The organism is Streptomyces sp. NPDC127098 (assembly GCF_042722465.1).
GTDB classification, from domain to species: domain Bacteria; phylum Actinomycetota; class Actinomycetes; order Streptomycetales; family Streptomycetaceae; genus Streptomyces; species Streptomyces millisiae.
Map to the genome: position 1 here is coordinate 40,410 of NZ_JBHXFJ010000009.1, position 14,444 is coordinate 54,853.

General features: G+C 73.1%; 18 protein-coding genes. 3 read left to right on the top strand and 15 right to left on the bottom strand.

What is annotated here, in order from left to right:
• Nucleotides 1-7: 7 nt before the first annotated feature.
• A complete protein-coding gene (locus ACFWI8_RS08620; RefSeq protein WP_387087363.1) occupies nucleotides 8-757 on the bottom strand; it encodes an ABC transporter permease subunit in 750 nt (249 codons plus the stop codon).
• Nucleotides 754-1,668 (bottom strand): ATP-binding cassette domain-containing protein, encoded by a 915-nt coding sequence (locus ACFWI8_RS08625; protein WP_387087365.1) that lies wholly within the window; start codon nucleotides 1,666-1,668, stop codon nucleotides 754-756. The genes ACFWI8_RS08620 and ACFWI8_RS08625 overlap by 4 nt, the downstream gene beginning before the upstream one ends.
• A gap of 405 nt (nucleotides 1,669-2,073) precedes the next feature.
• Between ACFWI8_RS08625 and ACFWI8_RS08630 the strand changes: the two genes are divergently transcribed.
• Nucleotides 2,074-2,607 (top strand): NUDIX domain-containing protein, encoded by a 534-nt coding sequence (locus tag ACFWI8_RS08630; protein WP_387087367.1) that lies wholly within the window; start codon nucleotides 2,074-2,076, stop codon nucleotides 2,605-2,607.
• Here ACFWI8_RS08630 and ACFWI8_RS08635 read toward each other — a convergent pair whose 3' ends face one another.
• The 13 genes from ACFWI8_RS08635 to ACFWI8_RS08695 form a co-directional block, all read right to left on the bottom strand.
• A complete protein-coding gene (locus ACFWI8_RS08635) occupies nucleotides 2,608-3,273 on the bottom strand; it encodes a response regulator (protein WP_387087369.1) in 666 nt (221 codons plus the stop codon).
• On the bottom strand, nucleotides 3,270-4,397 hold the full coding sequence (locus tag ACFWI8_RS08640; protein WP_387087371.1) for a sensor histidine kinase: 1,128 nt from the start codon (nucleotides 4,395-4,397) through the stop codon (nucleotides 3,270-3,272). Before ACFWI8_RS08640 ends, ACFWI8_RS08635 begins: the two co-directional genes overlap by 4 nt.
• Before the next feature lie 62 nt (nucleotides 4,398-4,459).
• Nucleotides 4,460-5,239: a hypothetical protein gene (locus ACFWI8_RS08645; RefSeq protein WP_387087372.1), complete on the bottom strand. Its 780-nt coding sequence runs from the start codon at nucleotides 5,237-5,239 to the stop codon at nucleotides 4,460-4,462.
• Nucleotides 5,226-5,762, bottom strand: a complete 537-nt coding sequence (locus ACFWI8_RS08650) for an RNA polymerase sigma factor (RefSeq protein WP_387087374.1) — start codon at nucleotides 5,760-5,762, stop codon at nucleotides 5,226-5,228. The genes ACFWI8_RS08645 and ACFWI8_RS08650 overlap by 14 nt, the downstream gene beginning before the upstream one ends.
• A 101-nt stretch (nucleotides 5,763-5,863) precedes the next feature.
• A complete protein-coding gene (gene lpdA, locus ACFWI8_RS08655; protein WP_387087376.1) occupies nucleotides 5,864-7,273 on the bottom strand; it encodes a dihydrolipoyl dehydrogenase in 1,410 nt (469 codons plus the stop codon).
• A 26-nt stretch (nucleotides 7,274-7,299) separates the two neighbouring features.
• The gene (locus ACFWI8_RS08660; RefSeq protein WP_387087378.1) at nucleotides 7,300-7,731 is read right to left on the bottom strand and encodes a DUF6256 family protein; all 432 of its coding nucleotides are present in this window, start codon (nucleotides 7,729-7,731) and stop codon (nucleotides 7,300-7,302) included.
• A gap of 9 nt (nucleotides 7,732-7,740) precedes the next feature.
• A complete protein-coding gene (locus tag ACFWI8_RS08665; protein ID WP_387087380.1) occupies nucleotides 7,741-7,995 on the bottom strand; it encodes a DUF6186 family protein in 255 nt (84 codons plus the stop codon).
• An 87-nt stretch (nucleotides 7,996-8,082) separates the two neighbouring features.
• The gene (locus tag ACFWI8_RS08670) at nucleotides 8,083-8,415 is read right to left on the bottom strand and encodes a hypothetical protein (protein ID WP_387087382.1); all 333 of its coding nucleotides are present in this window, start codon (nucleotides 8,413-8,415) and stop codon (nucleotides 8,083-8,085) included.
• Between the two features lie 173 nt (nucleotides 8,416-8,588).
• Nucleotides 8,589-8,948, bottom strand: a complete 360-nt coding sequence (crcB, locus tag ACFWI8_RS08675; protein WP_387087384.1) for a fluoride efflux transporter CrcB — start codon at nucleotides 8,946-8,948, stop codon at nucleotides 8,589-8,591.
• Between the two features lie 7 nt (nucleotides 8,949-8,955).
• Complete coding sequence (locus ACFWI8_RS08680) at nucleotides 8,956-9,270, bottom strand: DUF190 domain-containing protein (RefSeq protein WP_387087386.1); 315 nt, start codon at nucleotides 9,268-9,270, stop codon at nucleotides 8,956-8,958.
• The gene (locus ACFWI8_RS08685; protein ID WP_387087388.1) at nucleotides 9,267-9,722 is read right to left on the bottom strand and encodes a fluoride efflux transporter FluC; all 456 of its coding nucleotides are present in this window, start codon (nucleotides 9,720-9,722) and stop codon (nucleotides 9,267-9,269) included. The genes ACFWI8_RS08680 and ACFWI8_RS08685 overlap by 4 nt, the downstream gene beginning before the upstream one ends.
• 38 nt (nucleotides 9,723-9,760) lie before the next feature.
• The gene (locus tag ACFWI8_RS08690; RefSeq protein WP_387087390.1) at nucleotides 9,761-10,933 is read right to left on the bottom strand and encodes a rod shape-determining protein; all 1,173 of its coding nucleotides are present in this window, start codon (nucleotides 10,931-10,933) and stop codon (nucleotides 9,761-9,763) included.
• Between the two features lie 37 nt (nucleotides 10,934-10,970).
• Nucleotides 10,971-12,878: an ABC transporter ATP-binding protein gene (locus ACFWI8_RS08695; RefSeq protein WP_387087392.1), complete on the bottom strand. Its 1,908-nt coding sequence runs from the start codon at nucleotides 12,876-12,878 to the stop codon at nucleotides 10,971-10,973.
• Between the two features lie 207 nt (nucleotides 12,879-13,085).
• Here ACFWI8_RS08695 and ACFWI8_RS08700 point away from each other — a divergent pair, with 207 nt between their 5' ends.
• Complete coding sequence (locus ACFWI8_RS08700) at nucleotides 13,086-13,826, top strand: isopentenyl transferase family protein (RefSeq protein WP_387087394.1); 741 nt, start codon at nucleotides 13,086-13,088, stop codon at nucleotides 13,824-13,826.
• Nucleotides 13,827-13,893: 67 nt separating this feature from the next.
• On the top strand, nucleotides 13,894-14,355 hold the full coding sequence (locus tag ACFWI8_RS08705; protein ID WP_387087396.1) for a MarR family transcriptional regulator: 462 nt from the start codon (nucleotides 13,894-13,896) through the stop codon (nucleotides 14,353-14,355).
• The last annotated feature ends 89 nt before the right edge of the window (nucleotides 14,356-14,444 follow it).

Genomic DNA, 14,444 nt, shown 5'->3' on the forward strand with positions numbered 1-14,444 from the left:
CGGACCGTCACACGTCGCGGCGGTGGAGCAGGGCGGTGGCGACGAGGAGGGCCAGGGTCGTGTAGCCGGTGACCAGGAGCAGCGAGGGCCAGGCCGAGAGGGAGCCGACGGCGTCGGCCGTGGCGTCCGAGGTCTGGATCAGCTTCTCCAGCGCCGCCGTCGGCGAGACGCCGGCCACCCAGCGTTCCGCGTCGCCGAGGAGCGGGCCCAGCATGGACGGGAGCAGCAGCAGGGCGAGCACCGCGGTGATCGCGCCGGCCGAGTGGCGCAGCAGGGTGCCCACCGCGAGCCCGAGCAGGCCGGCGACCGAGAAGGCCGCGGCGACGCCGAGCAGCGCCGGCATCGGCTCGCCCTGCGCGTACTCCTCGCCCAGCATCGCGTCGCCCACCAGGTAGGCGGCGGTCGTGGCCGGCAGTGCCAGCGCGTACAGCGGGGCGGCGACCAGGGTCGCCTTCGCGGCCAGCACCGTGCCGCGGCGCGGCACCGCGGCCAGGGTGACGCGGATCGTGCCGCTGCCGTACTCGCCGCAGACCACCAGCGCGCCGAGCACGGCGGCCAGCATCAGCGCGGGCACGCTGAAGGTGAGGCTGCCGCCGAGCACCGTGTCGTCCGTCTGGAGGCTGCCGGTGGCGGCGACGAACGCCGCGCCAGGCACCGGCAGCGCGGCCGCCGCCACCGTGGTCCACACCAGGGACCGCACGCTGCGGAACTTGATCCACTCGTACGCGAGCGCCCTGCGGAACGTCGTCGCGGTCACTTCGCCACCTCCGTGCGGTACTCGGCGGCCGGCGCCGCCATCGCGGTGTAGACGTCCTCCAACGACGAGTGACGCGGCGTGAGTTCGTGCAGCGCCAGCAGATGCTCGCGGGCCAACTCGCCGATCGCCGGCGCGTCCAGGCCCTCGACCAGCCAGCCGCCGCGCGCGTCGAGCCGTACCGTGGCGCCCGCCGCGGCCAGCACGTCCCGCAGCCGCTCCGCCTCGGGCGCCCGAACCAGCGTCCCGGCACGGGAGTTGGACTCGATGAACTCCCGCATCCCGGTGTCGGCGAGCAGCCGCCCGCGGCCGATCACGATCAGGTGGTCGGCGGTCAGCTCCATCTCGCTCATCAGGTGGCTGGAGAGCAGGACCGTCCGGCCCTCGGCGGCCAGCGAGCGCATCAGTTCCCTGATCCACCTGATCCCCTCCGTGTCCAGGCCGTTGACCGGCTCGTCCAGCAGCAGCACCTCGGGGTCGCCGAGCAACGCGGCGGCGATGCCGAGGCGTTGGCCCATCCCGAGCGAGAAGCCCCTGGTCCGCCGGCGCGCCGTGGCCGGGTCCAGGCCGACGGCGGCCAGCACCCCGTCCACCCGGCGGCGCGGGATGCCGTTGCTCGCGGCCAGGCCGGCCAGGTGGGCGTGGGCGGAACGGCCGCCGTGCACGCCCTTCGCGTCCAGCAGCGAGCCGACCACGCGCAGCGGCGCGGCCAGCTCCCGGTAGTGCCGGCCGCCGAGCCGCACCGTGCCCGAGGTGGGCGCGTCCAGGCCGAGCATCAGCCGCATGGTGGTGGACTTGCCGGCGCCGTTCGGCCCCAGGAAGCCGGTGACGCGCCCGGGTCGGACGACGAAGGTGAGCCCGTCGACGGCGGTTCGCTCGCCGTAGCGCTTGGTCAGTTCGAACACTTCGATCACGCCGCCGACGCTAGGAGCCGGCGGCCGGCCCGTCGTCCGCCGGCGGGAGTCGGCCGCTACCGCGCCGGGAGTAGCCGCTCGGCCGCCGGCACGGCGGTCGTTCGCAAGACCGGCGGCGGTTTCCGCCATGTCGCCCGAATCCGTCCCCGAGTGAATTGTCTTCGCCTGGACCGTGGCATTCTTCCGGGCTCCTTCTCGACTTCTCCCACCCTGAAACCCGCGACGGGCACCACGGTTCCCATAACTGTTCGGCAGCCGAAGAGGTTTACTTTTCCCCGGCATTCCGGCGAGGTGGGGAACCGTCCAGCGCCGCAGGTGAGGCATGGTTGCCACGGGTGAGACGCGGTTCCGCTCTGGAATACTCGGCGCGACGGAACGGCGGAACGACGAAAGGGCGGAACGCGCATGCGGTGGAAGACATTCGGCGAGCGTGAGATCTACACGAACCACTGGCTCAACGTGTGCCTTGTCGATGTCGAGTTGCCGGACGGCCAGCGTTTCGAACACCACGTCGTGCGGCTGCGGCACCTGGCCGTCGCCGTGGTGGTGAACTCCCGCCGCGAGGTGCTGATGATGTGGCGCCACCGCTTCATCACCGACGCCTGGGCCTGGGAGTTGCCGATGGGCCTGGTCGAGGCCGACGAGGCGCCGGCCGAGGCCGCGGCGCGCGAGGTCGAGGAGGAGACGGGCTGGCGTCCCGGGCCGATGAAGCCGCTGCTCTACGCCGAGCCGGCCAACGGGATCACCGACTCCCAGCACCACATCTTCCGGGCCGAGGGCGCCACCCACATCGGGCCGCCCACCGAGCTCAACGAGTCCGACCGCATCGAGTGGGTCCCGATCGAGCGGATCCGCTCCCTGATCGACCGCGGCGAGATCGTCAGCGGCGCCACCCTCAACGGGCTGCTCTACCTGCTGATGGACGAGGGCGTCCGGTAGTCACCGCCCGCCGGGGCGCACCAGTCCCGTCTCGTAGGCCAGCACCACGAGTTGGGCGCGGTCCCGCGCACCGAGCTTGGTCATGGCGCGGCTCACGTGCGTCTTGGCGGTGAGCGGCGACATCAACAGGCGGGCACCGATCTCGTCGTTGGACAGGCCGCCGCCCACCAGGGCCACCACCTCGCGCTCCCGCGCGGTCAACGGCGCGAGCCGGTCGGCGCCCTCGGCCAGCGGCGTGCGCAGCCGGGCGAACTCCTCGATCACCCCCCGGGTCACCGAGGGCGACAACAGGCTCTGGCCGGCGGCCACCGTGCGGATCGCGGACCGCAGTTCGGCCGGCTCGATGTCCTTGAGCACGAAGCCGGCGGCGCCGACCCGCAGCGCCTCGAAGACGTACTCGTCGGCGCCGAAGGTGGTCAGGACCAGCACCCGGACGTCCGCCAGCGCCGGATCGGCCGCGATCCGGCGGGTGGCGGCGAGGCCGTCGAGGCGCGGCATCCTGATGTCCATCAGCACCACGTCAGGCCGGGTGGAGCGCACCACCTCCACCGCGAGCGCCCCGTCCGCGGCCTCGGCGACGACCACCAGGTCGTCGGTCAGGTCGAGCAACGCCCGGAAGCCGGCCCGCACCACGGCCTGGTCGTCGGCGAGCACCACCCGGATCATCCGGTCACCTCGCCGGAGAGCGCCGGCAGGACGGCCCGCACCCGGAAGCCGCCCGCCGGGTGCGGGCCGTGGTCGAGGGTGCCGCCGACCGCGGCGGCCCGCTCGCGCATGCCGAGCAGGCCGAACCCCGGCCGGTCGGCCGCGTCCGGCCTGCTCGGCCCCTCGTCCAGCACCTCGACCGTGAGCCGGCCGTCCTCCCCGTCGACGACCGACACGGCCGCGTGCCGCGCCGCCGAGTGCTTCACCACGTTGGTCAGCGCCTCCTGCGCGATCCGGTACGCGGCGAGCTCCACCATCGGCGGCAGTGGACGCCCCGCCCCGGAGCGGCGCAGCGTCACGCTCAGCCCGCCGCCCGCCAACCGTTCGACCAGCTCCGGGAGTTGGTCGAGGCCGGGCGCCGGGCCCACCGGGGCGGTCGCGTCCGCGTCGCGCAGCACCGTCACCGTGGCGCGCAGCTCGGCCACCGCCTCCCGCCCCGACTCCCGCACCTGCCGCAGCGCCGCCCTGGCCACCTCAGGGCGCCGGTCGAGCGCCTCCAGCGCCACCCCGGCGTGCACCGTCATCGCCGAGACGGTGTGCGCCACGATGTCGTGCAGCTCGCGGGCGATGCGCATGCGCTCGGCGCGCACCCGGCGCTCCGCCTCCCGCTCCCGCTCGACCAGCGCGTGCCGCACCAGCTCGCGCCGCCCGCGCACCACCTCGCCGAGCAGTAGTGGCACCAGCGGCACCCCCATCTCGAGGACGGGCGAGGGCACAGGACGCGCCTCCTCCTGCCCCGAGACCACCGCCGCGGCCCCGGCGACCAGCGCCGCGAGGACCGCCACCCGCACCGTGCGGCGCCGGTCCCCGCCCAGGGCCACGAAGTAGAGCGACACCATCGCCGGCAGGTTCAGCAGCTCGCCGACGTGCCCGTGCAGCGTCCAGGCGACGCAGCCGGCGCCGGTGACCACGGCCGAGAGCCCGGGACGCACGCGGTGCGCCAGCAGCCCGCCGAGGGAGACCGCGTACACCAGCCAGCTGAACCAGTCGTCCTCCCGCGACCCCGGCACGTTGGACGCGAGGTCGGCCGCGGTGAGGCAGCCGACGCCGAGCGAGAGCGCGAGGGGATACGTGAACGTCCGCACCCGCCCCACGGTAGGCGGGCCGGGGGCGCGGCGCGTACGACGACGGGAGTAGCTGGCCGGTCCTACTCCAGAACGCCCTCCGACCGCAACTCCTCGATCGACCGCTCGTCCTGCGCCCAGGCGGTGATCTCCCGCTCGGACTCCCGGAACAGCACGTTGGAGACGCAGGTGCCCGGCACGTCGTCGGACAGGTCCACGGTCCAGCCGGTCAGGCCGTGCTCCACCTGGAGCCGGTCGACGAGCGCGGGCAGCTCCGTCATCGGGAGGCACTCGCCCTCCCCGAACACGATCGAGTTCTCCACCGCCAGCCGGAACTCGGCCAACCGCCGCTGCTCCTCCGTCACGCCGACGTAGCGCACCTCGTCGTTCTCCGCACAGACACTCGTCGCGCCCGGGCGGACCACGATGAGGCCCTCGTCGTTCACGCACGGGGTGACCGGGATGTCGGCCAGCACCGACTCCCCGGACGCCTCGGTCAGCAGGCCCCGGCAGATCTCGACGGGGTCGTCCGTGGCGGCGTTGAAGTCGGTGTTGATGTAGGGAAGCGGGTCGAGTTCCGGCAGCGCCTGGAAGCCGCCCTCCGGCGCCACGCAGCGCACCAGCGTCGAGTCCGTGACCGCGCCCTCGCCCGTGGCCAGCACCACGGCCGCCGTGGCGGCGCCGACCGTCACGGCGACCGCCGTCGGGATCACCACCAGCCGCCGCAGCCGGCTCCGGCCGGCGCGGCGCCGCGCGGTCGTCAGCAGGCGCAGTCCCGCCGGCCCCTCCGGGTCCGGCAGCCGCTCGTCCCGCACCGGGTCCGCGGCCCGCAACACCGTTTCGAATTCTTCATCGCCGAGCATGTGCGAGCTTCCCTTCGCTGTCGTGGGGGGCGTGGTCGAGGGCCGTCAGATGGGGCCTGAGCCGCTGCCGCGCCCGGTGCAGCCGGGTGGCGACCGCGCCGGGCGTGATGCCGAGGTGGTCGGCGATGTCGTCGTGGGACAGGTCGTCCCAGTAGGCGAGCCGCAGCACCTCACGGTCGCCCTCCGACAACTCCGCAAGCGCCGCGTCGAGATCGGCCACGCCGGTGTCGAACACCGGCGCGGCTACGGCCCGTTCAGCGGCACGACGCAGCAGCCGCAGCCAACGCCGCTGCGAACGCGCCTGGTTCGCCAGCACGTTGCGCGCGACACCGAGCAGCCACAGCAGCGCCTGGTGGTCGTCGTCCGGCAGCTGCCGGCGGCGTCGCCAGGCGACCGCGTACACCTCGGACACCGCGTCGTGAGCCGCCGACTCGTCGGTTCTGCGCAGGCAGTAGGCCGTCACCCGGCGGAGCGTCGACCGGGCCAGCCGGTCGAACCGGTCGGCCAGTTCGTCTGAGTCCATGCCCGGCAATGTCCGGCACCCCACCCCTCATTACAGGTCCGTGGCACCACACGCCGATGGGCCGCCGGTCCCCCGGCGGCCCACCTGACAGCGGAGCGTCCTCACATGTTGATCATGTGCCCCGCCAGGCCGTGGATCGCCTCCTTGACGGCCTCGCCCAGCGTCGGGTGGGCGTGGACGTTGCGGGCGACCTCGTGGACCGTGAGGTCCCACTGCTGGGCCAGCGTCAGCTCGGGCAGCAGCTCGGTCACCTCGGGGCCGATCAGGTGGGCGCCGAGCAGTTCGCCGTGGGTGTTGTCGCTGATGACCTTGACGAAGCCGGTCGGCTGGCCGAGGCCGTGCGCCTTGCCGTTGGCGGTGAAGGGGAACTTGGCGACCTTGACGTCGAAACCGCGCTCCCGCGCCTGCGCCTCGGTGTAGCCGAAGCTGGCGACCTGCGGCTGGCAGTAGGTGGCGCGCGGGATCATCACGTAGTCGAGTTCCATCGTCTCGGCGTCCGCGATGGTCTCGGCCGCGATCACGCCCATGGCCTCGGCGGCGTGCGCCAGCATCAGCTTGGCGGTGACGTCGCCGATGGCGAAGATGTGCGGCACGTTGGTGCGGCAGCGCCCGTCCACCGCGATGGCGTTGCGCTCGGTGAGCGCGACGCCGGTGGTCTCCAGGCCGTAGCCGGTGACCCGGGGCGCGAAGCCGATGGCCTGGAGCACCTTGTCGGCCTGGAGGAGCTGCTGCTCGCCCTTGGCGTTGGTCACGGTGACCCTGACCGGCTGGGCCGGGTCGGAGTCGTCGATCGCGTCGACCCGGGTCGAGGTCAGCACCTCGATGCCCAACTTCCGGTACTGGCGGGCCAGTTCCTTGGAGACGTCGGCGTCCTCCAGCGGCACCATCCGGTCCAGGAACTCGACGATCGTCACCTTGACGCCGTAGTTGTGCAGCACGTACGCGAACTCGACGCCGATCGCGCCGGCGCCCGCGATGATGACGGAGCCCGGCAGTTCCTCGGTGAGGATCTGCTCCTCGTAGGTGACGACCCGGTCGCTGAGGCGGGTGCCCGGCAGCAGGCGGGTGGTGGCGCCGGCCGCGATGACGCAGTGGTCGAAGGTGACCGTCTCGGTGCCGCCCGCGCTGAGCGCGACCTGGAGCGTGTTCGGGTCGGTGAAGGTGCCACGGCCGTCGTACTCGGTGATGCCGTTCTTCTTCATCAGGTAGTGCACGCCCGCGACGCGGCCGTCCGCCACCTTGCGGCTGCGCCGGAACGCCTCGCCGTAGTCGAAGCTCACACTGCCCTCGACCCGGATGCCGAAGGTGTTCGCCTCGTGGGTGAAGGTGTGGGCCAACTCGGCGTTGCGGAGCAGCGCCTTGGAGGGGATGCACCCGACGTTCAGGCACACCCCGCCCCAGTACTTCTCCTCGATGACGGCCGTCCGGAGACCCAGCTGGCTGGCGCGGACGGCGGCGGTGTAGCCGCCGGGCCCCGCGCCCAGGACGACGACGTCGTAGTGCGTGCTCATGAAACCTTCACGCCTCTTTCGCGCTCTCAACGGTTCGGGTGGTCGGGACGGTGATTCTGCCCCTCCCATGACACCACGCTGCCGTCCGGCCGCCCGCGCCGCCCGGGGCGTGACCGCCAGCCGGCCACCCTGAGGAACACCCAGGTCGCGCCGAGGAACAGCGGGTAGGTGATGGCCATCAGCGAGAGCGTGCCGGTGAAGGCGTGCCAGACGAAGGTGGCGTTGTGCCGGGCGATGCCGCCGTAGTAGCCCACGATCACGACCATCAGCAGCAGCCAGCCGCCGACGAAGGTGCGGGCGAGCTGGCGGGCGAACTCCGGCCAGCCCCACCGCTCCGGGTGTCGCCGGTGTGGCCGGCCCTCCGGCTCCTCGCGCAACAACCGCACGCCCACCCGGAGGTAGATCATCACCAGCACGTAGATGACCGCGACGGAGATGACGGCGATCCAGTCTCCCATGGCGGCCGGCTAGCCCACGGGGCCCGGGCCGCGGAGCAGGAAGTGCCAGTTCTGGACGAAGGCGTGCCAGCCGAACCACAGCCACGCGGTGAACAGGGCCCAGCGGCCGAACTGGTGGCGCATCGTCGCGCCGAGGGCCTGGCTCAGGGTGGGGTAGGAGTCGACGGGGTGCAGCAGGCCGATGCCCTCCCATGCGAAGAGGGCGGCGAACAGGATGGCCCAGACGATGTATCCGACCTGGGCGTGATGTGGCATTTCGGACATGGTGGCATGGTGCTCCACTCGACCCCGGGTGAGTGGGATTTACGGCCGCCGCCGCCGCGTTGCGCCGCTCCCGGGGCCTCGGGTGCGCTACCGCCAGTCCTGGGGCGAGCGGGACGCGGGGCCGCGCGGCGCGATGCCCTTGACCAGCCGCAGCGAGGGCGAGATCTCCATCCGCTCCACGGCCGGCAGGGCGGCGATCCGCGTCGTCACGTACCGGTAGAGCGAGGCCAGTCGGCGCAGTTGACGGAGGCGAAGAGGTTGCTCTCGCCGGTGATCGCCGCGCAGAACTGCCACCTCGGGGTGGGCCGCGAGCGCGGCCCCGGTCTCGGCGAGCCGCGCCGGCGAGACGGTCAGCCACACGCACACCCGGGCCGCGAGCCCGAACAGCCGGAAGTCGGACTCCAGGTCGAAGTAGAGCATGGCGTTGGCGCGTAGCCCGGCGAGGTGAGCGAGGGCGGGTGGGCACGGCCGGCGCGTCGGCGCCCGGCGGCGAAGCCGCCACGGGCGGCGCGCAGCGCCGCCACCCGGGTGGCCGGCGGCCACCCCCGCGCGGAGCGCGGAGAAGAGCGGGTGGGTGGGGAACAAAAGCCCGGTCAGCCCAGCGCCGTGCCGACGGCCACGCCGGCGAACGTCGCGGCCAGGCCGAGCGCCACGCTGAGCAGGACGTTCGCCGTCGCCAGCGTCCACGCCCCCGCCTCGGCCAGCCGCAGGCACTCGTAGGAGAACGTCGAGTACGTCGTCAACGCCCCGCAGAGACCCGTGCCGAGCAGCAGCCGCAGCTCATCCGAGGGGGCCGCGCCCGTCAGCGCGCCGAGGATCAGGCAGCCGGTCACGTTGACCGTCAGCGTCCCCCAGGGGAAGACCGAGTCGTGGCGCCGCTGGACCGCACGGTCCGTCAGGTAGCGGAGCGGCGCGCCGACCACGCCGCCCCCGATCACCAGCAGCCAGTGCACGATCGGCTCACCGCCCCACCACCTCGACCGCCTCCACCGTCGCCAGGCCGCGCCCGGCGAGCAGCTCCGTCAGCTCGGGCAGGAACGCCCTGACCCGTTCCTCAGCGTCCACCACGATCACCGCCACCGGCAGCTCCTCGCTCAGCGAGAGCAGCCGCGCCGTGTGCACCACCGAGGAGGCGCCGAAGCCCTCGACGCCCTTGAAGACGCTGGCCCCGGCCAGCCCCGCCCGGTGCGCGCGGTGCACGACCTCGGTGTAGAGGGGGCGCCGTCGCCAGGTGTCGTCCTCGCCGAGCAGAACGGTCAGCCGCAGGGTTCTCATGCTCGCCTCCCCAACCGGCGGGTCGCGGCCGTCGTGCCCAGGACGGCGGCGAGCGCGCCGACCAGGGTGAGCAGCAGGTAGCTCACGGCGGTGAGCGCCCGACCTTCGGTCAGATGCCGTTCGATGTCCTGCGAGTAGGTGGAGAAGGTGGTGAAGCCGCCGAGCACGCCCGTGCCGAGGAACGGCCGCACCAGCCGGTGCGCCGGCGTCGCCCACACCTCGGTGACCAGCACCATCAACACCCCGATCGACCCGCAGCCCACCACGTTGACCAGCAGCGTGGTCCAGGGAAAGCCGGCGCCCTGCGTCGGCCAGAGCAGGCCGGCACCGTACCTGGCGGCCGTGCCGAGGCCGCCGCCGAGCGCGACCACCGCCACCACGGACCACTGCCCGCGCCAGAACGACGGCGCGGGCGGCGGCGGTGGCGGTGGTGGGGTGCGGGCGTCGTCCATGCCCCGGCATCGTAGGCGGGACGGCCGGCGGCGGCCCCTCAGGCCATGCTCGTCGGCTCCGGCATCGGGTCGACGAGACTCTCGTCGAGGCCGGCGCCCGTGGAGGTGCCGGACGCCTTCCCTGACGCCTTGACCTGGCGTCTGAAGCGCCGCTTGAGGTCGCCGCCGCCCATGCCCGACTCGTGGCGCCTGAAGTTCGGCTCGGCGATCTCCCGCTGCCTGAACCGGCCTTCGAGCATCGCGCCCAGGCCCATGACCGCGCAGAGTCCCGGCTCCTCGGCCACGTTCACCGGCATCCCGGTCGACTGGCGGATCATCTGGTCGAGCCCCGGCAGCCCGGCCGCGCCGCCGGTGAGCATCACGCCCCGGTCGCCGAGGTCGGCCACCAGGTCGGGCGGGCAGCGGTGCAGCACGGCGCGGATGGTGTCGAGGAGCGCCGTGAGCGGCGGGGTGACGGCGGCCCGCAGGGACCTGGGGTCGATCGTGACGGTGCGGGCCAGGCCGGTGGCCACGTCCCGGCCGGACACCTCGGCGACCTGGTCGACCGGGTCGGCCAACGCCTCGTGCAGCGGCCGCACGGCCTGGCTCGGCAGCAGCAGCTCGTGCTCGTTGCGCAGGTACTGCATCAGCGCCCGGTCCACCGTCTCGCCGCCCATCGGCACCTTCTCGGCGGCCACGATCGCGCCGAGCGACAGCACGGCGACCTCCGTGGTGGCCGCGCCGCACTGCACGATCATCGTCGCCTCCGGCTCCTCGACCGGCAGCCCGCAGCCCACCGCCGCCGTCACCAGGCTGTCCACCAGCTCGACCCGGCGGGCGCCGACGCCGACCAGCGTCTCGAGCGCCGCCCGCCGCGCCAGCGGGTCGGCGTCGTGCGGGATGCAGACGGCGGCGCGCAGCAGCGGCTTGCGCCGCCAGGCGCGCCGCAGCTTGTTGCCGACCATGGCACGCAGCATCCGCTGGGCGACGTCGATGTCGACGACGGTGCCGCCGGTGATCGGGCGGATCACGCGGATGTTGGCGGGGGTCCGGCCCGACATCCGTTCGGCCGGGGCGCCCACCGCGATCAACGCGCCGGTCTGGGTGTTGACGGCGACGACGGACGGCTCGTCGACGATGAGTCCTGACTGCTTGAGGTAGACGCGGGTGCGGGCGGCACCGAGGTCCACGGCCAGGGTGCAGCGGCGAAGATGATCAAGGCTGAGGGTCATACTGATCATCTTGTGTGCAGGTGGGTGGTGATGCCCGTCATTGTGCGCCGACCGGAGTAGACGGCGCGTCAGACGGCTGACGCTCCGGCTCGGCGAACTGCGTCGCATGCAGTTCGGCGTACCGGCCGCCGGCCGCCAACAGCTCCTCGTGGGTGCCGCGTTGGACGATCCGGCCGTCCTCGACGACCAGGATCTGGTCGGCGGCCCGAATGGTCGAGAGCCGGTGCGCGATCACCACCGAGGTCCGGCCGGCCAGCGCCTCGGTCAGCGCCTCCTGCACCGCCGCCTCCGAGGTGGCGTCCAGGTGCGCGGTCGCCTCGTCCAGGATCACCACCCGGGGCCTGGCGAGCAGCAGCCTGGCGATGGTCAGGCGCTGCCGCTCCCCGCCCGAGAGCCGGTAGCCCCGCTCGCCGACCACTGTGTCGAGGCCGTCCGGCAGCGCCGCGACCAGCTCGCCGAGCCTGGCCCTGCGCAGCGCGTCCCACAGCTCGGCGTCGTCGGCCCCCGGCCTGGCGAGGCGCAGGTTGGCGCGGATGGTGTCGTGGAAGAGGTGGCCGTCCTGGGTGACCATGCCCAGCGTCGCCCGCAGCGAGTCGGCGGTCAGCTCGCGCACGTCGACGCCGCCGACGCGCACCGTGCCGGCGTCCGCGTCGTAGAGGCGGGGGAGCAGCTGCGCGATGGTGGACTTGCCGGCGCCCGACGAGCCGACGAGCGCCACCAGCTGCCCCGGCTCGGCGCGGAACGAGACGCCGTGCAGCACCTGCTCGCCGCCCCTGGTGTCCAGCGCCGCCACCTCCTCCAGCGAGGCGAGCGAGACCCGGTCGGCCGCCGGGTAGCCGAAGTCCACGTTCTCGAACTCCACCCCGACCGGGCCCTCCGGCACCGGACGGGCGTCGGGCGCCTGCCTGATCAGCGGCTCCAGGTCGAGCACCTCGAAGACGCGCTGGAAGCTGACCAGCGCCGTCATCACCTCGACCCGGGCGCTGGCCAGGGCGGTCAGCGGCGCGTAGAGCCGGGTGAGCAGCAGCGCCAGCGAGACGACGGCGCCCGGGTCGAGACTGCCGCGCAGCGCGTGGTAGCCGCCGACGCCGTAGACCAGGGCGAGCGCCAGTGCCGACACCAGGGTCAGCGCGGTGACGAACGCCATCTGCAGCATCGCCGTGCGGATCCCGATGTCCCGCACCCGGCCGGCCCGCAGCGCGAACTCCCGCGACTCCTCGGCCGGACGCCCGTACAGCTTGACCAGGGTGGCGCCAGGCGCCGAGAACCGCTCGGTCATCTGGGTCGCCATCACCGCGTCGTGGTCGGCCGCCTCCCGCGAGAGCCTGGCGAGGCGCGCGCCCATCCGACGGGTGGGCAGCACGAAGACGGGAAGCAGGAGCAGCGCGAGCAGGGTGATCTGCCAGGAGATGGAGACCATCACGCCGAGCGTGAGCACCAGCATCACCAGGTTGCCCGCCACCCCGGAGAGCGTGTCGCTGAACGCCCGCTGCGCGCCGATCACGTCGGAGTTGAGCCGGCTCACCAGCGCGCCGGTCCTGGTCCTGGTGAAGAACGCGATCGGCATCCGCTGGACGTGGTCGAAGACGGTGGTGCGCAGGTCGAGGATCAGCCCCTCGCCGATCCGCGCCGACAGCCAGCGGGTGAGCAGCCCGAGCCCGGCCTCGGCGACGGCGATCCCGGCGATCAGCAGCGCCAGCGTGACGACGGTGCGCCGGTCCTGGCCTCCCGTGATGGCGTTGACCACCCGACCGGCCAGCACCGGCGTGGCCACGCCGAGCGCGGCGCCCGCGACGCTGAGCACCAGGAACCAGCCGAGCTCCCGGCGATGCGGCCGGGCGAACGCGCCGATCCGGCGCAACACGGCGCGTGAGAAGGGGCGTTGGTCCTCGGCCGCGTGTCGGGCGTTGTAGAGGGCGTGCCAGGCGGTCATCTCCATGCTCATGGCACCAGAGCCTAGAAGTTCAATATTCCTTGAAGTCAACCCCGCGGGGCGCCGGCACGTCAGGGCGGCGTCAAAAGCGGGGGAGATGGAGAACCTTTACTCGCTTTCCCGATCGTTGGGACAGTTAATGCTTCAACGAGTGACGCGCCGTGGAAAGCCGGGCCTATGGTCGAAGGCGACCAGGCGGGGCAGCCGAAGGGGGAAATCGTGTCCGAGGTCGACGCGGAAAGCGCACAGGTCATCCATGTCGTCGCGGGTCCCACGGGGACGGGGAAGAGCGCGGCGGCCACCGAGCTGGCCCGCGTCACGGGGGCGCCGATCGTGATGGCGGACCGGATCCAGTGCTTCACCGACCTGGCGACCACCAGCGCCCGGTCGGGAGACGAGGAGGCCGGCGTCGAGCGGGTCTGGCTGGCTGAACGGACCGTGGCGGACGGGGACTTCTCCGCCGACGATGCCCTGGACTCGTTGATCGGAACCCTGCGCGCGCTCGGCGAGCGGCACCCGTTGCTGATCGTCGAGGGCGGCTCCATCTCCCTGCTGTGGGACTTCGCCGAGCTGCTGCCCGAGCTGGGATTCCGGGCGACGGCGCGGCTGACGCACGTCGGCGACCGCCAGGAATACGTGGCACGACTCACCCGCAGGGCACGGCGCATGCTGATTCCGGAGGGGCCGGGAACCAGCACGCTCGAAGAGCTCGCCATCGCCTGGAAGAACGTCGACCAGCGGTCGTTCGTGGCGTCCGTCAACGGATTCGGGGCGATTCTGGAATGGTGCGCCACCCATTCCGTGGCCGTGGAGTCGCTGGCCTCGGCGGCGTTGAGGGAGGAGCAGGTGGACGAACTGGCCCGGCTGATCGCCATCCGGCACGCCGAGCACGGGGTGCTCCAGGACCGGATCTTCTCCATGGTCTTCGACGCCTTCGAGCCCCTGACGCCGGTGGCTTGACCTCACGTTCGCTTGAACTCCTACGGTCGGGGTGTTCCGCGGTGGAGCGACGAGAGGAGCGTCGGAGATGGCCTCGATCAGGGAGTACCCGGCGGATGAGGTGGCCGCCCAGCCCATCGGGTGGTGGAGCGGCGAGGTGTTCCGCCGGGTGGTCGGGAGCATCCGGGAGGCGTTGGCCGTGGAGGGGCTGACCCAGCCGCACTGGTGGACGCTCAACCACGCCGCGGGGGAGCCGGGACGCTGGTCGCGGGCGGCCCTGACCGAGCGGCTGCGGGTCTACGACGACCAGGCGACCGACTTCGACGCCGTCTACGACGACCTCGTCGCGCGCGGCTGGCTGGCCGAGGACCCGGGCGGCATGCGGCTCACCGCGGAGGGCGAGGCCGGTCGCCTCCGGGCCCGGGAGCGGAACCTGGCGATCCACCGCCGCACCCACGAGGGCGTGTCCGAGGCGGACTTCGTGACCACCGTCAACGTGCTGCGGCGGATGGTGGCCAACCACGGCGGGGAGGGGAACCTGCCGGACTGAGGGCCGTGGGGGGGGGGGGGGGGGGGGCCCCCCCCCCCCCCCGGGGGGGGGGGGGGGGGGGGGGGCGACCGGGGGGGCGAGGGGTGGCC

What these genes read in the sequence shown, in the direction of transcription:
- ACFWI8_RS08650 (WP_387087374.1), bottom strand. Translation starts at nt 5,762, where the DNA reads ATGGACTCAGACGAACTGGCCGACCGGTTCGACCGGCTGGCCCGGTCG.
- ACFWI8_RS08630 (WP_387087367.1), top strand. Translation starts at nt 2,074, where the DNA reads ATGCGGTGGAAGACATTCGGCGAGCGTGAGATCTACACGAACCACTGG.
- ACFWI8_RS08665 (WP_387087380.1), bottom strand. Translation starts at nt 7,995, where the DNA reads ATGTCCGAAATGCCACATCACGCCCAGGTCGGATACATCGTCTGGGCC.
- ACFWI8_RS08680 (WP_387087386.1), bottom strand. Translation starts at nt 9,270, where the DNA reads ATGAGAACCCTGCGGCTGACCGTTCTGCTCGGCGAGGACGACACCTGG.
- ACFWI8_RS08645 (WP_387087372.1), bottom strand. Translation starts at nt 5,239, where the DNA reads ATGCTCGGCGATGAAGAATTCGAAACGGTGTTGCGGGCCGCGGACCCG.
- ACFWI8_RS08670 (WP_387087382.1), bottom strand. Translation starts at nt 8,415, where the DNA reads ATGCTCTACTTCGACCTGGAGTCCGACTTCCGGCTGTTCGGGCTCGCG.
- ACFWI8_RS08705 (WP_387087396.1), top strand. Translation starts at nt 13,894, where the DNA reads ATGGCCTCGATCAGGGAGTACCCGGCGGATGAGGTGGCCGCCCAGCCC.
- ACFWI8_RS08690 (WP_387087390.1), bottom strand. Translation starts at nt 10,933, where the DNA reads ATGACCCTCAGCCTTGATCATCTTCGCCGCTGCACCCTGGCCGTGGAC.
- ACFWI8_RS08660 (WP_387087378.1), bottom strand. Translation starts at nt 7,731, where the DNA reads ATGGGAGACTGGATCGCCGTCATCTCCGTCGCGGTCATCTACGTGCTG.
- ACFWI8_RS08685 (WP_387087388.1), bottom strand. Translation starts at nt 9,722, where the DNA reads ATGGACGACGCCCGCACCCCACCACCGCCACCGCCGCCGCCCGCGCCG.
- lpdA (WP_387087376.1), bottom strand. Translation starts at nt 7,273, where the DNA reads ATGAGCACGCACTACGACGTCGTCGTCCTGGGCGCGGGGCCCGGCGGC.
- ACFWI8_RS08635 (WP_387087369.1), bottom strand. Translation starts at nt 3,273, where the DNA reads ATGATCCGGGTGGTGCTCGCCGACGACCAGGCCGTGGTGCGGGCCGGC.
- ACFWI8_RS08695 (WP_387087392.1), bottom strand. Translation starts at nt 12,878, where the DNA reads ATGAGCATGGAGATGACCGCCTGGCACGCCCTCTACAACGCCCGACAC.